Genomic DNA, 20161 nt, shown 5'->3' with positions numbered 1-20161 from the left:
GTGTCCAAATTCTGGAGACTCTGGATTGCGGGTTTGGTACTTCTTCGGCCTCAGTCGATACTTAAATGCACCAGTTGATTGGTGACTTCCCTAGTTCGAGCAAGAAGGGATGTGCGAATCGATGGGCTTCAGTGCCGGTCAGGCGGCTTGCAGCGAAGGGGCGCGGTCGCCGAGACGGCTGCTCCATGCCGCGAGTGCCAATGCGCCGAGCGTGATGGCGGCACCGGCCCAGGGGAGGTCGGCCAATGGCGCGCCGGCGGCGAGCATGCCGCTGCCGATCCATGCGCCCGTTGCATTGCCGAGGTTGAAAGCGCCCTGGTTCAGCGTCGACGCCAGATTGGGCGCGGCGTTCGCGTGCTGGACGATCAACGTCTGCAGCAGCGGGACGAGCGCGAAGGACAGCGTGGTCCATACCAGCATCAGCATGACGGTCGATGATCTCATCGGCAATACGAAATGCAGGAGTGCCAGCACCACGGCGTTGAGGCCAAGCACCAGCAGCAACGAAGGCACGAGCCGCCGGTCGCCGAGGCGCCCGCCCACGGTGCTGCCGATCGTCAGCCCGACGCCCAACAGGAGCAGGATGGGCGCCACGGCCGCCTCCGAGAAACCGCTCACCTGCGTCAGCAGCGGTGCGATGTAGGTGAAGACGCAAAACAGGCTCGCCGATGTCAGCGCGCTCGTGGCGAGTGCCAGCAGGACCCGCCCGTCCGCCAGCACCGTGAATTCGCGCAGGATGTTGCCCTTCTGCATCTCGATGTGCCGAGGCAGCAACACGATCAGCGAAGCCACCGCGCTCATGGCGATCACGACAATGGCCGCAAAGGTCATCCGCCAGCCGTAGTGCTCGCCGATGATGCGGCCCAGCGGCACGCCCAGCACGTTGGCCAGCGTCAGGCCGGTGAACATGAGCGCGATGGCCTGGGACCGCTTGTTGGGCGCCACGAGCCCGGCCGCGACGACCGAGCCGATGCCGAAGAAGGTGCCGTGCGCGAGCGCGGTGATCACGCGGGCTGCCATCAGCAGTGCGTAGTTGGGGGCGAGCGCGCACAGGAGATTGCCCACGACGAAAAGCGAAGCCAGCGCAATGAGCGTCGCCTTGCGTGGCAGGCGCGCCGTCGCGACGGCAAAGACGGGTGCCCCGATGACGACGCCCATCGCGTAGCCGGTGACGAGCAGGCCCGCTTGGGAAAGCGTCACGCCGAGATCGAGCGCCATGTCGGGCAACAGGCCCATGACGACGAATTCGCTGGTGCCGATCGCGAATGCTGCGGCGGCGAGCGCCAGCAGGGCAATGGGCATGCGCGACGAAGCGGCGGACGGCGTATCGGTGGGCTTGGTCATGGGATTGATAGGGGTTAACCCTTATTATCCCGGACCCCTGTGTCAAGTCGCCGGCAAAAGGGAATTCCGGCGGAACTCCGTGGCATAAAACAACAGTGCCACCACCGCGAATGCCGCACCCAGCAGGCTCAGGCCGTCCCATCCGTGGAAGGTGTAGATGGCCGCCGCCAAGCCCGAAGCCACCGCCGCGCACATGAAGATGAAGGTCAGGAAAAGCCCGTTCAGCCGCCCGCGCAATTCCGGCGCCAACACATAGAGGCTGCGCAGACTGAGTACGTTGCACAGCTGGACCGCACCGTCGAGCAGGACGCCCGCCGCAACCAGTCCAAGGAGCGAGTGGAAATGCACCGAGACGGCGCCCAGGGCAAATGACAGGAGCGCCACGCCGATCGCGATGCCGGTCGCCGGCCGTGAGAGGCCGCGGTCGGCCAGCCGGCCCGCCCAGGGTGCAGCGAGTGCTCCCGCCGCACCGGCCAATGCGAACAGCGCGATGCCGCCTTGGCCCATGTTGAATTCACGTGACAGCGCCAGCGGCACGGTGGTCCAGAACGCCTGGAAGCCGGCGAACATCATCCCCTGGTAGAAGGCCCGGCGGCGCAGCAGCGGCGTTCGCCAGACGATGCCCGGGAGCGAGGCCATCGTGCGCGCGTAGCCCATCGATGCGTGCGGGCGGCGCTGAGGCAGCGCGCGCCACATGACCACCGCCAGCGTGGCCATGAGCACAGCGGAAATCCCGAACACGGCGCGCCACCCGAAGGCTGCAGCGACCATGCTGGAGAAGGGGCGCGCCAGCATGATGCCGGCCAGCAGTCCCGCCATGATGTTGCCCACGACCTTGCCGCGCGTTGCCTCCGGCACGAGGTGCGAGGCCAGCGGAACCAGAACCTGCGCAGCCACGGCGCAGGTTCCGACGAGAAACGACGCTGCGAGAAAGGTGGATGCCGACCCGGACAGGGTGATGCCGACCAGCCCGATGACAGCGCCGGCCATTGCGAAAGTGATCAGCCGACGGTTTTCGACCACGTCGGCCAGCGGCACCAGCAGAAGCAATCCGGTGCCGTAGCCGAGCTGGGTCAGCGTCATGATCAGTCCGGCCAGCCCGGCGTGCAGTTGCAGCGTGGCGGCAATCGGCCCGATGAGCGGCTGCGCGAAGTAGATGTTGGCGACGCAGAGTCCGCATGCCACGGCGAACAGGATCGTCAGGCCGGTGGAAAGCCCGGTGGCTGCGGGCGCTTGGGTGTGAGGCAAGGGGAAGATCTCGCGGTGGGTTTAGGGGTTAACCCGAAAAGGCTCGGCACCTTAGCATTTCTCTCGTGGCCGTGCAGGCCGGCCGGAATGGAGTCGCCACCCGACATACCGCGAACGGCGCATGGCCTGCCCGCCGGGAAGAGGCCAAACTGCCTTGCAACGGCCTTGCATAAACCCCGGAAAGGAGCCCGCTGTGGCAAAGAACATCGTTTTTTGTGCCGACGGCACGTGGAACGGGCTCGGTCAGGGCGACGCCCAGGATCTCCAGGCCAGGGCGACCAACGTGCTGCGCCTCTTTGCGGCGCTGGCGGGGGACGTCACGCCGGATTCACTGCGAAAACAGGACGAGCAGGAAAAGGTCGCCGCAGGCCCGGACGCCAAGATCACGCAGATCGCGAAATACCTGCACGGCGTCGGCGATTCGCAGAACGCCATCCGGAAGATCCTCGGCGGCGTATTCGGCGAGGGCTTCATCGAGCGCATTGTTCGCGGCTACACCTTCCTCTCCCGCAACTACGCGCCGGGCGATCGCATCTACCTCGCCGGCTTCAGCCGTGGCGCTTATACGGTCAGGGCGCTTGCCGGCATGGTCGCGAAGATGGGGTTGCTGCCGCAGGACGCGATGCAAGATGCCGACGGCAACTATGACGCGGAGACCGCCTACAAGCTCGGCATCTTCGTCTGGAGCCGCTACCGCAGGGCCTTGGGAAAACAGAGCACCTTGCTCGGCTACCTCGAAGAGTTCAAGGCCGAGTCCATCGACCTGAGTCGGCTGGTGCAGGGTGTCGGCATCGAGGCCATCGGCGTCTGGGACACGGTGGGCGCCCTCGGCGTGCCGACCTATGGCCTGGACGATGCATCGAAAGTGGACATCTTCGAATTTGCGGACCGTGTGCTGTCGGCCAAGGTGAAGGCCGGCTTCCATGCGCTCGCGATCGACGAGCAGCGCGTCGACTTCGAGCCGACGCTGTGGGACGACAGGGACGGCATCCAGCAGCGGTGGTTCTGCGGCGCGCATGCCGACGTCGGCGGTGGCTATCCGACATGGGACCTGGCCACCTGCTCGCTCGACTGGATGATCTCGCGCCTGCGCGATGCGGGCGTCGCCATCTCACCGCAGTACAAGGTGACCGATGCCTTCGATTTCGGCCCGATCCATACGCCGTTCAAGGAGCCGCCTTTCGACCTGCGCCCACACGCGCCGAGGCAGATTCCCAAGGACGCGCGGTTTCATCCGAGCGTGCAGCTCTATCTCACGCAGTTCGCGGCTTATCAGCCGTCGTCCAGTCTGGCGCCGTGGCTCAACGGCCGACAACTCTCTGCGGGGGTCGTGACGATATAGCGTTCTAAGCGTCGCCCTCGAGACGCGCGGAGCCCGATATTTCGGAATGGACGAGGCGGTACGCGATGAGCAACCAGGCCATCGCCCAGGCTGCGCCGACGGCCCATCCTGCCAGCACGTCTGAGGCCCAGTGCACGCCGAGCGCCACGCGGCTCGCCCCGATCAGCAGCGCCGTCGCCGCGGCAACGGCCAGGATGTAAAGCCGCTCGGACAGCCGGCTTCGGGTGGTGGCCGTCAGCACGCCGAGGGTCAGGAAGACGGCGGCCGACATGCTGGCGTGCCCGCTCGGAAAGCTCATGCCCCAAGCCGCATGGTCGGCGAACGCGACATCGGGACGCATGCGACTGAAAACTGCCTTGAGAAGGCTGATCAGAATCGCGCAACTGACGGTGGATGCCACGACGAGCAAGGCCGTGATCCGTGCCGATACCAGCAGCAGATAGCCCGCGGTGGCCACCGTGAAAAGCGTGAGAACCGCCGTGCTGCCGAGGCCGCTGAGGTCGCGCATGACTTGGGCGAACCAGGGGTGTGCTTCCCTGATCTGTTGGGCATCTCGCAGCAGCCGCACGTCGAAGCCGCGCGTGTCGCCTTCGAAGACTTCGCTGGCAAGCAGGGCGAACACGAGCATGAGCAGGACAACCGCGAGCCCTGCGGCCAGGGGCTTGAGCAGCGATCGCAGGGTGTCGAAGCGGGGGAGCGCGAGGCGGTCGAATCGGTGACGAAGGGGCTTCATGTCGATGGGCGCTCCGGCTTCTCACCGTTGCAACCGCGACTGTAAACGCCGCTTGAGCTTGAGCAAGCTGGCAGCTATCCGTTGAACCGCATCGCTTCGAACGGAATCGGTTGCGCGTTCCAACTGGTATTGCATCCCGAGCTCGCATACTCGAAATCAAATGCCACGTTCTGACTGGCGTCCAGGCCGACAAGGCGCGCGTGCGTACCGTTGTCTGCGTCGGCATAACTGATCAGCATCGAGTTGCCCTCGGGCGCCTGATAGGCACTGGAGCAGAAGCTGGAAAAGATGCTCTGGCCGTAGTCGAAGCGCCGTGCCTCGGTCGCACCGTGTTGCGCTGCGTCGATTGAATAGGCCGACACGGCGCTGTAGGTTCGGGTCTCGCCAGACGGCGCTCCGGCGGGTTGATTGACCGAGCCCTCACCGTCGTTGAACACCTGCAGCAACCCGTCATGGGTGATGGACACGGCGTGCTGTCCTATCGGGTAGAGGCCGCCGGACGCAAGCGTCAGGCTCTTGGCAGCAAGCGACGGAAAGCTGTGCCAGTACTTCGTCGGGTCGCCCAGGATCCAGATCAAGCCGCCGCTGGTGTAGTCGATCTTCACGACGAAGTTCTCCCGGCTGGAGATGATCAGCGTGTCGTCGCTCGGGTCATACGTTGCCGAATTCATGTGAAACCAGTCTGTGCCTGGCCGCACGAACGACGTCGGGTCGTCTCCCTGGCTTCGCATGAAGCCCGACAGGATGTCGGCCAGGTCCCATCGCATCAGCACGTTGCCGGTATCTCCGTCGAACTCGATCAGCGTGCTCTCGACGTCCGCCACTCCGTTGCGCGCGGCATCCACCGCGGACAGCAGGCCGACCTTGCCTGGGTCGATGTTGTGATTGAAGTCGGTGAGATCGGACGCGTTGAGGGATGTCTCGTTCGTTGTGCCATCCAGTTCCAGGCGCTGGAGCCGAGTCGACGCGGCGTCACCGATGACGAAGCGGTTGCCGACGAACAGCGATGTGAGCGAGATCATGTTCAGAGGCACCACCCAGCGTATCTGGCCGTCGGTATCGACCACCACTGGGCTGCCCAGACCGGACTTCATGTAGAAGTAGTCGAAGCCAAGCGAATCGCCAGCCGCGCGAGACTTCAGGATCGTTGGCCGGTCGTAGACGCCGTTCGGATCGGAGTAGGCGGGTGTGTCGATCTCGACGCGCAGCGCTTGCGCAACGCCGTCTGCCCGTTGCACGTCGATGTCGACCTCGTTCTGGTAGTTGGCATACAAGCCGAAGACCGGAACCGTGATGGTGTCGCCACCGGTCGGGGCATACCCCCGCCGCTGCAGGTAGGCCATCGCATAGTTCACGTCGACGGGCTGTGACACGCTGCCCGGCTTTGGCTCGATGCGGTAATGGACGATGGTCAGGTTTCCTGCGACGGGAAGATGCAGGTCCACGAACGCGATGAAGGGTGAAACCCCGGTGCGCACGGCGGTGACGCTGGGCTGCGGCAAACCGGCCTCGACGAAATTGTTGCCCCCATCACCACCGCCACCACCACCGCCGCACCCGCCGAGCGCAAGTGCCGCCGCGACGAACGGAATCAGCTTCGGACGCGAAGCGGTAATCAAGCGCGCAAGATGGGACACGATGCACCCTCCGCTACTTGTTGGTTCTTGTGAGGCGCGCCAATGATGCCGATGCATTTGTTAGCTGAAAATTAGCTCGCTGTCCGACGGGCATCTGCTGGCGCTGAGAAAATGGCGCTCTTGCGCCGTGGGAGTTCGACCGCCTCAGGCGAACGTAGAAAGCAAGAACCTTTTATGAATCAAGGAGTTATGTCGGCTTTGATCTCCGTGGCCCCGATGATGGATTGGACGGACCGCCACTGCCGTTTCTTCCATCGACTCATCACGCGCCGCACGCTGCTCTACACAGAAATGGTGACGACCGGCGCGCTGATCCATGGTGACGTCCCGCGACACCTGCGCTTCAATGACGAAGAGCACCCTGCCGCGCTGCAACTCGGCGGCAGCGAGCCGGCCGATCTGGCCCATTGCGCGAAGCTGGGCGAGGAATGGGGTTACGACGAGATCAACATCAACTGCGGTTGCCCGAGCGAACGTGTACAGCGCGGCGCGTTCGGCGCTTGTCTGATGAACGAACCGGCGCTCGTGGCGGATTGCGTGAAGGCCATGGTCGATGTGGTCAATGTGCCCGTCACCGTCAAGCACCGTATCGGCATCGACAAGGTCGAAAGCTACGACTTCGTGCGCGACTTCGTTGGCAGGGTGAGCGAGGCAGGCTGCGAGACCTTCATCGTGCATGCGCGCAATGCCTGGCTCAAGGGCCTGTCGCCCAAGCAGAACCGCGAGGTGCCGCCGCTGCGCTATGAGCTGGTGCACCGCCTGAAGCACGACTTCCCGGCGCTGCGTTTCTCGATCAACGGCGGCTTCAACGACATCGCGCAAATGCAGGCGCACCTCCGGCTATTGGACGGCGTGATGGTCGGCCGCGAGGCTTATCACAACCCGTGGTGGCTGGCCGAGTGGGACGCGATCTTCTACGGCGAGCCGCCCTCGACGCTCACGCGCGAAGAGGTCGAGCTTCGGATGTGCGACTACATGGTGCGTGAGGCCGAGGCGCACGGCACGCCGTGGTCGAACATCGCGCGCCACATGCTCGGGCTGCGAAACGGCCTTCCGGGCGCCCGCCGCTGGCGGCAGGTCTGGAGCGACCATCGGCTCAAGACGCTGTCGCCCCACGAAGTGATGGCGCAGGCGCACGCACTGCAGCCGGACGGCGAGGAACCCGCTCAGGCGCTGGCCGGCCTGCCTTCGTGAAAGCGCGTGAGGAAGGTACGCGTCGCCGGCTGGGCCGGGTCGTCGATCACCTGGCGTGCCGGCCCGAATTCGACAATGACGCCGTCGCGCATGAACGCCACCTGATCGGCGACCTCCCGCGCAAAGGCCATTTCGTGGGTGACGAGCACCATGGTCATGCCTTCCTCGGCCAGCACCTTGATGACGCGCAACACCTCGCCGACCAGTTCGGGGTCGAGCGCGGACGTCACCTCGTCGAACAGCATCACCTGCGGCTCCATCGCCATCGCGCGTGCGATGGCGACGCGTTGCTTCTGGCCGCCTGACAGCTGGTCGGGCCACGCGTCCGCCTTGTCCTGGAGACCGACCTTGCCGAGCAGCAGTCGTGCCTTGGCTTCGGCCTGCGCCTTGGGTTGCCTGAGCACGGTCACCGGTCCTTCCATGACATTGCCCAGCACGCTCATGTGCGGAAAGAGGTTGAAGTGTTGGAAGACCATGCCGGTGCGCGCGCGGAACGCGGCGAGCACGGCATCCTTGGGCAGGCGTGTGGCGGCGCCCTTGAACGCCATCGTCTGGTCGCCGACGCGCACCGTGCCGTCGTTCGGCACCGCCAGCAGGTTCAGGCAGCGCAACAGCGTGGACTTGCCCGAGCCCGAGGGCCCGATGAGTGCCACAACCTCGCCCTTGCCGACCGACAGGGAAACGTCGCGCAGCACGCGGTTGTCGCCGAAGCTCTTGCCGAGATGGCTCACCTCAATCATGGGCGCATTCGTGGGCGATGGCGTGGTCATGCGCTGGCGGTCTTCGAGAGGCGGGTTTCGGCACGCTTGACCAGGATCGTGGCCGGCAGCAGGACGATGAAATAAGCGAGCGCCACGACGGTGTAGGTCTCCAGCGGGCGATAGGTCTCGTGCGCAATGCTCTGACCCTGGTAGAGCAGGTCGGGCAGCGCCAGCACCGACAGCAGGGAAGTGTTCTTGAGCTGCAGGATCGACTGATTGAGCAGCGGCGGCACCATGCGCCTGAAGGCCTGCGGCAGAACCACCCGGCGCATCACCTGGAAGCGGCGCATTCCGAGCGCGCGCGCGGCATCACTCTGCTCTGGATCGATCGAGATGATGCCGCCGCGAATGATCTCCGAGAAGAACGAACTGCCGTAGAGCGACAGCGCCAGAATGGCCGCGAGCGCGGCGGAAATCTGGATGCCCGTCAGCACAGGCAGCGCGTAGTAGAACCACACCAATTGCACCAGCACCGGCGTGCAGCGGAAGATTTCGACGTAGCCCCGCAGCGGCGCGCGCAGCCAGCCATGCCGCGACAGTCGGCCCATGGCGACCGCCAGCCCGATCAGCAGCCCGAGCAGCGTACAGATCACCGTGTAGGCGGCTGTATAGCCCAGGCCGATGAAGAGGAGCCGGCGAAAGCCCCAGAGAAATTCAAAGTCCCACTGGTACACGGCGGCCCTGGTGTCAGAAGCTGATTTCGGTCGGCACCTGATCGGGCTTCACGCCCGACAGTGTTTGCATGTTGGCCAGCACCACTTGCTTGACCTTGCCGCTCGCGCGCGTCTGGGCGATCCACTTGTTGACGTATTCGACCCACTGGCGGTCGGTTTCCTTGCGGAAGCCGAGGTTCGTCGTGGTTGCCTGCGTCGGCGTGGGCAGCACGATGTGGCCGATGGTCGGGTTCTTGCTCATGACCGTGAGCGCGAGCACCACCGCCAGCACTTGGCAGTCGGCGCGCCCGGTCTGCACCGCCAGCGTGGCGTCGGCGGCCTTTTCGAGCCGGATGATCTGCGCATTGGGCAGCGTCTTGGTCACCATCTGGTCGTGCGAGGAACCGATGTCCACTGCGACCTTCACGTCGGGCTTGTTCAGCTCTTCCCAGGTCTTGGGGTTGAAGTCCTTGCGCGCCACGAGCACGAAGGCGTTGTTGAAGAGCGGATCCGAAAAGTCGACCACCAGCGCGCGCTGGGGCGTCGGGTTGAGGCCGAAGAACACATCGATCTTGTTCGACTGGAGATCGAGCACCGAATTGCCCCACGTGGTCTCGTTGATGTCGAGCTTGGCGTTCAGGCTGCCTGCCAGGCTCTTCGCGAAGTCGATCATGAAGCCTTGCCATTCGCCCGTTGCCAGATCCTTGTGATAGTAAGGCGCCGCGCCGGCGACCGCGCCGATGCGCAGCACCTTCGTGCGGTGGATGCGCGCCCAGGCACTTTCGGTCTCCGCTTGCGCGAAGGCCTGGCTGGCCCAACTCGACGCGGCACCGGCTGCGGCGACGCTGGCAATGAATTGGCGACGGTTTGTCATTGGTTTGTTCTCCATCGGTTGAAAAAACGGGGTGCGCTGGGCCTACAAGGTCATGCCGCCGTCGACGTGCAGCACCTGTCCGGTGATGAACGCTGCTTCGGGGCTCAGCAAGAAGGCGATCGGCGCCGCGATGTCGTCGGGCGTGGCGAGCCGGCCAGCGGGGACGCGTGACAGCGCCTGCTTCCATTGATCGGCGGTCAGGGCGCCGCTGTTCGGGCGATCCTTTTGAACATAGCCCGGGGCGACGGCGTTGACGGTCACGCCGCGCGCGGCAACCTCGGCCGCGGCCGCTTTCACCAGCGCTTCGACGCCGGCCTTGGCCGCCGCGGTGGCGGGAAAACTGGAGGCGCCCAGTGTGAAACGATGCGCGACGAACGAACTGACGGCAACGAATCGCCCGTGCGAAGCCTGTTCGAGCAGCGGCAGGGATTTGCGCAGGAGGTGGGCGAGCGAAACGACCATGGTGCGCAGTGAGCGCTCGACGATGTCGTCGTCGAGTTGGGCCAGCGTGCGCCGGTCGGCGAAGCCCGCGTTGGCGACGACGCCGCGCAATCCGCCGAGCGCCTGTGCCGCGTCGAGCAGCGCATCGACCGTGCGTGCGTCGGCCATGTCGCCGGTCACCACCGTGCTGCGCACAGCGCCGCATTCACGCGCCACTGCCGCTGCGGCTTCGCGCTGGCTGCCGGTGTGGATCACGAGATCGATCCCCTGTGCCGCCAGGCGCCTGCATGTCGCCGCGCCGATGCCCGAACCCGCGCCGGTCACGACCACACTACTCATTCGCGATGCTTTCTCTTCGGATCGCCGGAGCGGCGCCGCTTGCGTTATCGAAGCAAGTATTGTGCAAGCAAATGATGCTGCCGGGCCGCGTCACCGAGCGCGGCAGGCGCACTCAGTTCGCTGCTTCGAGTCCGTTGCTGAAGTGCTCTTGCATCCGGGCCATGGCGATGGCTGGATTGCGTCCCTTGAGCGCCGCCATGATGGCCCGATGCTCATTCAGCGATTCCGCGATGCGCCCGGACTTCAGCAGCGAGTTGTGCCGATTGAGCTTCATCACCTTGCGCAGGTCGGCCACCATCTGGTCGCGCCAGCGGTTGTCGGCGATGGCGAGCAGCCGCATGTGAAAGCGCTCGTTGACCGCGAAGAAGTTCTGGCGGTTCACGTTGCCCGGCGCGGCGGCCGCTTCGAGTTCGGCATGCAGCGCTTCGAGTTCGGCCAGCTCGGCGTTGGAGGCTCGTTCGGCGACCACGCCGGCGGCGTCGCTCTCCAGCAGGCTGAGCAGGTGATAGACGTCCGCCAGGTCCTTGTCGGAAACCTCGGTCACGTAGGCGCCGCGCCTCACCTTCATGGTGACCAGGCCCTCGGCCGCCAGCACCTTGAGCGCCTCGCGCAGCGGCGTGCGGCTGATGCCGTATTCATCGGCCAGCTTCAGTTCGTCGATCCAGCTACCGGGTTCGAGTTCGCGGTTGAAGATGCGTTGGCGAAGCAGTTCCGCCACTTCTTCGTAGAGCGCGCGAGGAGTGAGGGTGAGGGCAGACATGGGTGGAATGTACCGCAAGTCAGATTGTTTGAATTAATAATTACAGATCGGGTAAACTCTCGCACCGATCCGTGCCGCACCTGTGCGGACTTCCCCGAATTCGCACGACCTTTCAAAGCCGCGCCCATGAGCAAACTCGAACCTCAATTTTCCAACGCCACCCTCGAAGCCTGGGCCAAGGCCGCCGCCAAATCCGCTCCTGGCGGCGATGTCAATGCTTTGAACTGGATCACGCCGGACGGCATCGCCGTCAAGCCGCTCTACACGTCCGCCGACCTGCAGGGCCTGAAATACGCCGACACGCTGCCGGGTTTCGAGCCCTATCTGCGCGGCCCGCAAGCCACGATGTACGCGGTGCGTCCCTGGACCATCCGCCAGTACGCGGGCTTCTCGACGGCAGAAGAGTCGAACGCCTTCTATCGCAAGGCGCTGGCTGCCGGCGGCCAGGGCGTGAGCGTCGCGTTCGACCTCGCGACGCACCGCGGCTACGACAGTGATCACCCGCGCGTGACCGGGGACGTCGGCAAGGCCGGCGTGGCCATCGATTCGGTCGAGGACATGAAGATCCTCTTCGACCAGATTCCCCTCGACAAGGTCAGCGTCTCGATGACGATGAACGGCGCCGTGCTGCCGGTGCTCGCCGGCTACGTGGTGGCGGCGGAAGAGCAGGGCGTCTCGCAGGACAAGCTCAGCGGAACCATCCAGAACGACATCCTCAAGGAGTTCATGGTCCGCAACACCTACATCTTTCCGCCGCAGCCGTCGATGCGGATCATCGGCGACATCATCGAGTACACGGCCAGGAACATGCCGAAGTTCAACTCGATCTCGATCAGCGGCTATCACATGCAGGAAGCCGGTGCGAACCAGGCGCTGGAGTTGGCCTTCACGCTGGCGGACGGCAAGGAGTACGTCAAGACCGCGCTCGCCAAAGGCCTGGACGTCGACGACTTCGCGGGCCGGCTGAGCTTCTTCTGGGCCATCGGCATGAACTTCTATCTGGAAGTCGCCAAGATGCGCGCCGCCCGCCTGCTCTGGTGTCGGATCATGAAGGCGTTCAACCCCAAGAACCCCAAGAGCCTGATGCTGCGCACGCACTGCCAGACTTCGGGCTGGTCGCTGACCGAGCAGGACCCCTACAACAACGTGGTGCGCACCACCATCGAAGCCATGGCCGCGGTGTTCGGCGGCACGCAGAGCCTGCACACCAATGCGCTCGACGAAGCCATCGCGCTGCCCACCGAATTCAGCGCCCGCATCGCGCGCAACACGCAGCTCATCATCCAGGAAGAGACCCACATCACGAACGTGATCGACCCTTGGGCCGGCAGCTACATGATGGAAAAGCTCACCCAGGACATGGCCGACGCCGCCTGGACCATCATCGAAGAGGTCGAGGCAATGGGCGGCATGACCAAGGCGGTCGACAGCGGCTGGGCCAAGCTCAAGATCGAGGCCGCCGCCGCCGACAAGCAGGCGCGCATCGATTCGGGCAAGGATGTGATCGTGGGCGTCAACAAGTACAAGCTCAAGAACGAGGACACGCACGACATCCTGCAGATCGACAACGTCAAGGTGCGTGACGGTCAGATCGCCAAGCTCAATGCCATCCGCGAGAAGCGCGACAGTGCCGCCGTGCAGGCTGCGCTCGACGCGCTGACCGCGGCCGCCGAGAGCGGCGAGGGCAACCTGCTCGACCTGAGCATCAAGGCGGTGCGCCTGCGCGCCACCGTCGGCGAGATCAGCGATGCGCTCGAGAAGGTCTACGGCCGCCATCGCGCCGATACGCAGAAGGTGACGGGCGTCTACGCCGCTGCCTACGACTCCGCCGAAGGCTGGGAAGCACTCCAGAACGAGATCGCGGCCTTTGCCGAAGAGCAGGGCCGGCGTCCGCGCGTGATGATCTCCAAGCTGGGTCAGGACGGACACGATCGCGGCGCGAAGGTTGTTGCCACCGCGTTCGCCGACCTCGGCTTCGACGTCGACATGGGACCGCTGTTCCAGACGCCCGAAGAATGCGCGCGGCAGGCGATCGAGAACGATGTGCACGCAGTCGGCGTGAGCACGCTCGCCGCGGGGCACAAGACGCTGGTGCCTGCGATCATCGAGGAACTGAAGAAGCAGGGTGCTGACGACATCATCGTCTTCGTGGGTGGCGTGATCCCGCGCCAGGACTACGAGTTTCTCTACGACGCCGGCGTGAAGGGCATCTACGGCCCGGGCACCCCGATTCCTGCCAGCGCGAAAGACGTGCTCGAGCAAATTCGCGCGGCGGTTGCGGTCTGATGAGCCCCCACGCTCACTTCGTTCGCTGCCCCCCGAGGGGGCGCTCCGCGCCCTTCGGGCGGCCGGGCGGGCGCTGACATGCCGGTTCGAACACGGGTCACGGCCGAGTCGTTGGTGACGTCGGAAGGTCCTTCGCAGCGGCGCGCGATTGCCAAGGCAATCACGCTGCTCGAATCGACCCGCGATGACCATCGTGCGCAGGCCGATGAACTTCTGACCGCGCTGCTGCCGCACACAGGCAAGTCCTTCCGGCTCGGCATCTCGGGCGTGCCCGGCGTGGGCAAGTCGACCTTCATCGAGACGCTGGGCCTGTTCCTGATCGAGCGCGGCCATCGCGTCGCGGTGCTCACGATCGATCCTTCATCCACCGTGTCCGGCGGCTCCATCCTGGGTGACAAGACGCGGATGGAAAAGCTCTCGGTGCACGAGCGCGCCTACATCCGCCCGAGCCCTTCGTCGGGCACTCTGGGTGGCGTCGCCGAGAAGACGCGCGAGGCGATGCTGGTGTGCGAGGCCGCCGGCTACGACATCGTGATCGTCGAGACAGTGGGCGTGGGCCAGAGCGAGACGGCGGTCTCGGGCATGACCGACATGTTCGTGCTGCTGCAGTTGCCGAACGCCGGTGACGACCTGCAGGCGATCAAGAAGGGCGTGATGGAGCTCGCTGACCTGGTTGTCATCAACAAGGCCGATATCGACAAGGACGCCGCAACGCGTGCGCAGGCGCAAATCACTTCGGCGCTGCGGCTCTTTGGCCACCACGGCAATCCGGCGCATGCGCACATCGTTCATGCGGCGCACGCCGAGCCGGGATCGCCGGAGTCGGAAGTTCGCCTCTGGTTGCCCAAGGTGATCCAGCTCAGTGCGCTGGCCGGAACGGGCATCGATGCCTTCTGGGATTCGGTGCTGCAGTTCAAGGCGCTGCAGACCGCCAACGGCAGGCTTTCGACGCGCCGCGAAAAACAGGCGCTCGCATGGATGTGGGAGCGCATCGAAGCGGGCCTGAAGCATGCGTTTCGCCACCATCCAGGGGTGCGCGAACTGCTGCCACAGGCCGTGGCCCAGGTCGCGGCCGGGACGCTCCCTGCATCGACCGCCGCACGAAATCTTCTCGCCGCGCAAGCGGGGCAGGCGTAGCCTGCCGAACCCATACACCCAACAAGATCAACCTCCAATAGAACATCATGAAAGAAATACTCGAACACCTTGAAAAGCGCCGCGAACAGGCACGCCTCGGCGGCGGGCAGAAGCGCATCGATGCCCAGCATGCCAAGGGCAAGCTCACCGCGCGCGAACGCATCGAACTCCTGCTCGACGACAACACCTTCGAAGAATGGGACATGTTCGTCGAGCACCGGTCGAGCGACTTCGGCATGGCCGACACCAAGATCCCGGGCGACGGCGTCGTCACCGGCTACGGCATGATCAACGGCCGCCTGGTCTTCGTCTTCAGCCAGGACTTCACCGTCTTCGGCGGCGCGCTCAGCGAAGCCCATGCCGAGAAGATCTGCAAGGTGATGGACCAGGCCATGAAGGTCGGCGCGCCGGTCATCGGCCTCAACGATTCGGGCGGCGCGCGCATCCAGGAAGGCGTGGCTTCGCTCGGCGGCTATGCCGAAGTGTTCCAGCGCAACGTGATGGCTTCCGGCGTCGTGCCGCAGATCAGCATGATCATGGGCCCTTGCGCCGGCGGTGCGGTGTATTCGCCGGCCATGACCGACTTCATCTTCATGGTGAAGGACAGCTCATACATGTTTGTCACCGGCCCCGAGGTGGTGAAGACGGTCACGCACGAAGACGTGACGGCCGAGGAACTGGGCGGCGCGTCCACGCACACCAGCAAGAGCGGTGTGGCCGACATGGCCTTCGAGAACGACATCGAGGCGCTGATGATGCTGCGCCGGCTCTACAACTACCTGCCGCTCAACAATCGCGAGAAGCCGCCGGTGCGCCCGAGCGGTGATCCGGCCGAGCGCGCCGATCTCTCTCTCGACACGCTGGTCCCCGACAACCCGAACAAGCCCTACGACATGAAGGAGCTGATTGCGAAGGTGGTCGACGACGGCGACTTCTTCGAACTGCAGCCCGACTACGCGAAGAACATCGTGATCGGCTTCGCCCGCATGGAGGGGCAGAGCGTTGGTATCGTCGCCAACCAGCCCCTGGTGCTGGCGGGTTGCCTGGACATCAAGTCGTCGATCAAGGCGGCGCGCTTCGTGCGCTTCTGCGATGCGTTCAACATTCCGGTCGTGACCTTCGTCGATGTACCCGGGTTCATGCCCGGCACCAGCCAGGAGTACGGCGGCATCATCAAGCACGGCGCCAAGCTGCTCTACGCCTACGCCGAATGCACGGTGCCGAAGATCACCGTCATCACACGCAAGGCCTACGGCGGTGCCTACGACGTGATGGCGTCGAAGCACTTGCGCGGCGACGTCAATCTGGCATGGCCGCGCGCAGAGATCGCCGTGATGGGCGCGAAGGGCGCGGTTGAGATCATCTTCCGCGAGGACAAGAACGACCCCGAGAAGCTCGCGGCGCGCGAGGCCGAATACAAGGCGCGCTTTGCCAATCCGTATGTCGCCGGCACGCGCGGCTATATCGACGATGTGATCCTGCCCAGCGAGACGCGCAAGCGCATCTGCCGCAGCCTCGTGATGCTTCGTGAGAAGAAACTCGAAAACCCGTGGCGCAAGCACGGCAACATCCCCCTCTGAGTCCGGGAGAAAAGAACATGTTCAAGAAGATCCTGATCGCCAACCGCGGCGAAATCGCATGCCGCGTCATCAAGACGGCCAAGAAGATGGGCATCCTCACGGTCGCTGTCTATTCCGACGCCGACAAGGACGCCCGCCATGTCGAGCTGGCCGACGAAGCCGTGCACATCGGCGCATCGCCGAGCCGCGAGAGCTACCTGCAGGCCGACCGCATCATCGCGGCATGCAAGCAGACCGGCGCCGAAGCGGTGCACCCCGGCTACGGCTTCCTCTCGGAGAACGAAGCCTTCGCCAAGAAGGTGGAAGACGAGGGCATCGCCTTCATCGGCCCCAAGCACTATTCGATCGCTGCCATGGGCGACAAGATCGCGTCGAAGAAGCTCGCGAACGAGGCCAAGGTCAACACCATTCCAGGCTGGAACGATGCCATCGACACGGCAGAGCGTGCCGTCGAAATCGCCAAGGACATCGGCTACCCGGTGATGATCAAGGCATCGGCCGGCGGCGGCGGCAAGGGCCTGCGCGTGGCCTACAACGACAAGGACGCGTTCGAAGGCTTCACTTCGTGCCGCAACGAGGCGCGCAACAGCTTCGGCGACGACCGCGTGTTCATCGAGAAGTTTGTCGAAGAGCCGCGCCACATCGAGATCCAGGTTCTCGGCGATTCGCACGGCAACGTGATCTACCTGAACGAGCGCGAATGTTCCATCCAGCGCCGGCACCAGAAGGTGATCGAGGAAGCACCGTCGCCCTTCATCAGCGAAGCGACTCGCAAGGCCATGGGCGAGCAGGCCGTGGCGTTAGCCAAGGCAGTGAAGTACCAGAGCGCGGGAACGGTCGAGTTCGTGGTCGGCAAGGACCAGAGCTTCTATTTCCTGGAGATGAACACACGCCTGCAGGTGGAGCATCCGGTGACCGAAGCCATCACCGGTCTCGATCTGGTGGAACTGATGATCCGCGTCGCCGCCGGCGAGAAGCTGCCGCTGGCGCAAAAGGACGTGAAGCGCGAGGGCTGGGCCATCGAATGCCGCATCAATGCGGAAGACCCGTTCCGCAACTTCTTGCCGTCGACCGGCCGCCTCGTGCGCTTCCAGCCGCCGAAGGAGACCATGTTCTCCGCGGACACCGAGCATCTGTATGGCGTGCGAGTCGACACTGGCGTGTACGACGGCGGCGAGATCCCGATGTTCTACGACTCGATGATCGCCAAGCTGATCGTCCATGGGCGTGATCGCGCGCATGCCATCGCCCTGATGCGTGAGGCACTCAACGGATTCGTGATTCGCGGCATCAGCAGCAACATTCCTTTCCAGGCGGCGCTGCTGGCTCATCCGAAGTTCGTCGCGGGCGACTTCAACACGGGCTTCATCGCCGAGCACTACGGCAAGGGCTTTCATGCGGAGGACGTGCCGCATGACGATCCCGACTTTCTCGTGGCGCTCGCGGCCTACATGAACCGACGCTATCGTGCCCGTGCATCGGGCATCAGCGGCCAGCTCGAAGGCCACGGCGTCAAGGTCGGCGAGCAATTCGTGGTGGTCGTGCTCGACGACAACGGCCAGCACGTGCATAAGCCGGTGTCAGTCACCGACTTTCACGGGCAGACGGGGTCGAGCGCCGTTGCAGTGGGTGGCAACAGCTACAAGATCGACAGCAGGTCTCCCCTGGGCAGCGTCCGTGTCGAAGGGACGGTGAATGGTCGTGCCTTCACCGCTCAGGTCGAGCGCGGGGCCGGCAAGAATCCGCTTTCGCAGCGTGTCTCGCACAACGGCACGCAGATCGAGGCGATGGTTTTGTCGCCGCTTGGCGCCCGGCTGTTGAAGCTCATGCCCTACAAGGCGCCGCCGGACCTGAGCAAGTTCCTCATGTCGCCGATGCCCGGCCTGCTGGTCGAGGTGGCGGTGCAGCCCGGTCAACGTGTCCAGGCGGGCGAGAAGCTGGCGGTGATCGAAGCAATGAAGATGGAGAACGTGCTGTTCGCGACACAGGACGGCGTGGTCGGCAACATCGCGGCCGCCAAGGGCGAATCGTTGTCGGTCGATCAGGTGATCATGGAGTTCGCGTGATGAGCCGCCCATTCAAGGTGCTGGGCATCCAGCAGATCGCCATCGGCGGCGCCGACAAGACACGGCTGCAGAAGCTGTGGGTCGAGATGCTGGGCCTCGAGGTCACGGGCATGTTCAAGAGCGAGCGCGAGAACGTCGACGAAGACATCTGCGCGATCGGCAGCGGGCCGTTCAAGGTCGAGGTCGATCTCATGCAGCCGTTGGACCCCGAGAAGAAGCCCGCGGTCCACGCCACGCCGCTGAATCATGTGGGCCTGTGGATCGATGATCTGCCCAAGGCGGTCGAATGGCTGACGGCGCGGGGCGTTCGCTTTGCGCCGGGGGGCATCCGTGCGGGCGCGGCTGGCTTCGACATCTGCTTCCTGCACCCCAAGGGGAGCGAGGAGTTTCCGATTTCGGGGGAAGGCGTTTTGATCGAGCTGGTGCAGGCGCCGCCGGAAGTCGTCAAGGCGTTTGCCGCGCTCGCGGCCGCATGAGACGAGTGGGTGTAGCCGCGATCAGGCGCCTGGACGGCGCCAGATTGCGAGCGTCCCGGCGAGCAGCCACATACCCACGGCGCAGCCTCGATTGAGCGTGCGCAGGCTGCGTTGCGAAAGCCAGCGCACGGCCTGCGTTCCGGCCGTGGCGTAGCCCAGCATCACGCAGGTGTCGAGGCAGACGAAGATGGCGCCAAGCAAGAGGTATTGCGGTCCTTGTGCCTGGGTCGTGTCGACGAATTGGGGCAGAAAGGCCGCAAAGAACAACAGGGACTTCGGGTTGGACAGCGCCACCGCGAGGCTGCGCAGCATCGCGAGCCGGCCGCGCAGCGGTTTGGCCGCTGACGCTGCAAGTTCGCTCGCAATGTCAGGTGCCGGAGTGCGCCAGAGCTTGACGCCGAGCCAGACCAGGTAGGCGACGCCCACGATACGGATCGCGTTGAAAAGCCACTCGGAAGCTGCAAGCAGCGAGCCCAGGCCCAGCGCGACGGTGGTGATCACGATGGTGCTGCCCAGCGAAGCGCCGGCGACGCCCCATCCCGCTGCGCGCATGCCGCCTCCGATGCCGTTGGACAGCGCAAGCAGCATGGTCGGACCGGGCGTGATCGCGAGCGCGATCGAGGCGAACGTGAAGAGGAGGAGGGTGTTGGTGTTCATGATTTCCCGCTGCCGGTTTTGGATGCGCTCGCCGCACGAGCGCGTGCCAGGGCCGCTTCGATGATGGCCCGTTTGCGGTCCGTTGGGGGCGTCGCGTCAGGCGTAGCCACCGGTGCCGACGCGGTGACGGGGGCCTGCTTGCTGCTCCGCAACTTGTGCGCCTCATAGCGCTGGCGTGCGTGATCGGCCTGCTCTTGCGACCACGCCTGCCAACCGCTTCGGCCGGGCGTGGCTACCTCGAGTGAGATGCAATCGACCGGGCAGACCGGAATGCAGAGTTCGCATCCTGTGCAATGGGCTTCGATCACCGTGTGCATGCGCTTGTGAATGCCGACGATCGCATCTGTCGGACAAGCATCCAGGCACAGCGTGCAGCCTATGCACCACGCCTCGTCGATCACCGCCATTGCGCGGGGCCCCTCGACGCCGAACCGTGGATCGATGCCCCGCACCGGATGGCCTGTGAGTCGGGATAACCGCGCAACGCCCTCGGCACCGCCTGGGGGACATTGGTCGATCCCTGCCTCGCCGTCTTCGATGGCCCGTGCGTAGCCCGCGCAATCTGGATAGCCGCAGCGCGTGCACTGCGTTTGCGGCAGCGCCTCGAGAAGGCGCACGGCCAGACCGGTCACG

Annotated in this window: 18 protein-coding genes; 7 read left to right on the top strand and 11 right to left on the bottom strand. The window is 64.8% G+C overall.

Annotation, left to right across the window (positions count from 1 at the left end):
* Positions 1-138: 138 nt before the first annotated feature.
* Positions 139-1302, bottom strand: a complete 1164-nt coding sequence (locus tag AC1DN9_RS02425) for an MFS transporter (protein WP_478097520.1) — start codon at positions 1300-1302, stop codon at positions 139-141.
* An 84-nt stretch (positions 1303-1386) separates the two neighbouring features.
* Complete coding sequence (locus tag AC1DN9_RS02420; protein WP_478096945.1) at positions 1387-2592, bottom strand: MFS transporter; 1206 nt, start codon at positions 2590-2592, stop codon at positions 1387-1389.
* Positions 2593-2785: 193 nt separating this feature from the next.
* Between AC1DN9_RS02420 and AC1DN9_RS02415 the strand changes: the two genes are divergently transcribed.
* Positions 2786-3934 (top strand): DUF2235 domain-containing protein, encoded by a 1149-nt coding sequence (locus AC1DN9_RS02415; RefSeq protein ID WP_478096943.1) that lies wholly within the window; start codon positions 2786-2788, stop codon positions 3932-3934.
* 4 nt (positions 3935-3938) lie between these two features.
* Here the strand turns inward: AC1DN9_RS02415 and AC1DN9_RS02410 are convergent, their stop codons facing one another.
* Together AC1DN9_RS02410 and AC1DN9_RS02405 are read right to left on the bottom strand one after the other, a co-directional pair.
* Positions 3939-4667: a phosphatase PAP2 family protein gene (locus tag AC1DN9_RS02410; RefSeq protein WP_478096941.1), complete on the bottom strand. Its 729-nt coding sequence runs from the start codon at positions 4665-4667 to the stop codon at positions 3939-3941.
* Positions 4668-4741: 74 nt separating this feature from the next.
* Entirely contained in the window at positions 4742-6304 is a 1563-nt protein-coding gene (locus AC1DN9_RS02405; RefSeq protein WP_478096939.1) for an aryl-sulfate sulfotransferase, read from the bottom strand.
* A gap of 189 nt (positions 6305-6493) precedes the next feature.
* Here AC1DN9_RS02405 and dusA point away from each other — a divergent pair, with 189 nt between their 5' ends.
* Positions 6494-7498 carry a tRNA dihydrouridine(20/20a) synthase DusA gene (gene dusA, locus AC1DN9_RS02400; RefSeq protein WP_478096937.1) on the top strand — a complete coding sequence of 335 codons (1005 nt, stop codon included), beginning with the start codon at positions 6494-6496 and terminating at the stop codon, positions 7496-7498.
* On the opposite strand, the gene AC1DN9_RS02395 is transcribed toward dusA, so the two are convergent.
* From AC1DN9_RS02395 to AC1DN9_RS02375, 5 genes are all read right to left on the bottom strand, one after another.
* Entirely contained in the window at positions 7471-8238 is a 768-nt protein-coding gene (locus AC1DN9_RS02395) for an amino acid ABC transporter ATP-binding protein (RefSeq protein WP_478096935.1), read from the bottom strand. The genes dusA and AC1DN9_RS02395 overlap by 28 nt on opposite strands.
* Positions 8239-8264: 26 nt before the next feature.
* A complete protein-coding gene (locus AC1DN9_RS02390; RefSeq protein ID WP_478096933.1) occupies positions 8265-8933 on the bottom strand; it encodes an amino acid ABC transporter permease in 669 nt (222 codons plus the stop codon).
* Between the two features lie 13 nt (positions 8934-8946).
* Positions 8947-9786, bottom strand: coding sequence for a transporter substrate-binding domain-containing protein (locus AC1DN9_RS02385; RefSeq protein WP_478096931.1), 840 nt, complete (start codon positions 9784-9786; stop codon positions 8947-8949).
* Positions 9787-9828: 42 nt separating this feature from the next.
* A complete protein-coding gene (locus AC1DN9_RS02380) occupies positions 9829-10566 on the bottom strand; it encodes an SDR family NAD(P)-dependent oxidoreductase (protein WP_478096929.1) in 738 nt (245 codons plus the stop codon).
* Positions 10567-10678: 112 nt separating this feature from the next.
* Positions 10679-11326, bottom strand: coding sequence for a GntR family transcriptional regulator (locus tag AC1DN9_RS02375; RefSeq protein ID WP_478096927.1), 648 nt, complete (start codon positions 11324-11326; stop codon positions 10679-10681).
* 126 nt (positions 11327-11452) lie between these two features.
* Between AC1DN9_RS02375 and scpA the strand changes: the two genes are divergently transcribed.
* From scpA to AC1DN9_RS02350, 5 genes are all read left to right on the top strand, one after another.
* Positions 11453-13612, top strand: coding sequence for a methylmalonyl-CoA mutase (scpA, locus tag AC1DN9_RS02370; RefSeq protein WP_478096925.1), 2160 nt, complete (start codon positions 11453-11455; stop codon positions 13610-13612).
* A 78-nt stretch (positions 13613-13690) separates the two neighbouring features.
* The gene (meaB, locus tag AC1DN9_RS02365; RefSeq protein ID WP_478096923.1) at positions 13691-14749 is read left to right on the top strand and encodes a methylmalonyl Co-A mutase-associated GTPase MeaB; all 1059 of its coding nucleotides are present in this window, start codon (positions 13691-13693) and stop codon (positions 14747-14749) included.
* A 47-nt stretch (positions 14750-14796) separates the two neighbouring features.
* Positions 14797-16329, top strand: coding sequence for an acyl-CoA carboxylase subunit beta (locus AC1DN9_RS02360; protein WP_478096921.1), 1533 nt, complete (start codon positions 14797-14799; stop codon positions 16327-16329).
* A gap of 17 nt (positions 16330-16346) precedes the next feature.
* Entirely contained in the window at positions 16347-18395 is a 2049-nt protein-coding gene (locus AC1DN9_RS02355; RefSeq protein WP_478096919.1) for an acetyl-CoA carboxylase biotin carboxylase subunit, read from the top strand.
* A complete protein-coding gene (locus AC1DN9_RS02350) occupies positions 18395-18871 on the top strand; it encodes a VOC family protein (protein WP_478096917.1) in 477 nt (158 codons plus the stop codon). The genes AC1DN9_RS02355 and AC1DN9_RS02350 overlap by 1 nt, the downstream gene beginning before the upstream one ends.
* A 21-nt stretch (positions 18872-18892) precedes the next feature.
* Here AC1DN9_RS02350 and AC1DN9_RS02345 read toward each other — a convergent pair whose 3' ends face one another.
* Positions 18893-19528 (bottom strand): LysE family translocator, encoded by a 636-nt coding sequence (locus AC1DN9_RS02345; protein ID WP_478096915.1) that lies wholly within the window; start codon positions 19526-19528, stop codon positions 18893-18895.
* On the bottom strand, positions 19525-20160 hold the full coding sequence (locus AC1DN9_RS02340; protein WP_478096913.1) for an RnfABCDGE type electron transport complex subunit B: 636 nt from the start codon (positions 20158-20160) through the stop codon (positions 19525-19527). The genes AC1DN9_RS02345 and AC1DN9_RS02340 overlap by 4 nt, the downstream gene beginning before the upstream one ends.
* Position 20161 lies beyond the last annotated feature (1 nt).

This window comes from Variovorax sp. 05L425, assembly GCF_056397705.1.
The sequence above is the reverse complement of the archived record's forward strand: the minus strand, read 5'-3'. Positions and strand labels throughout refer to the sequence as shown.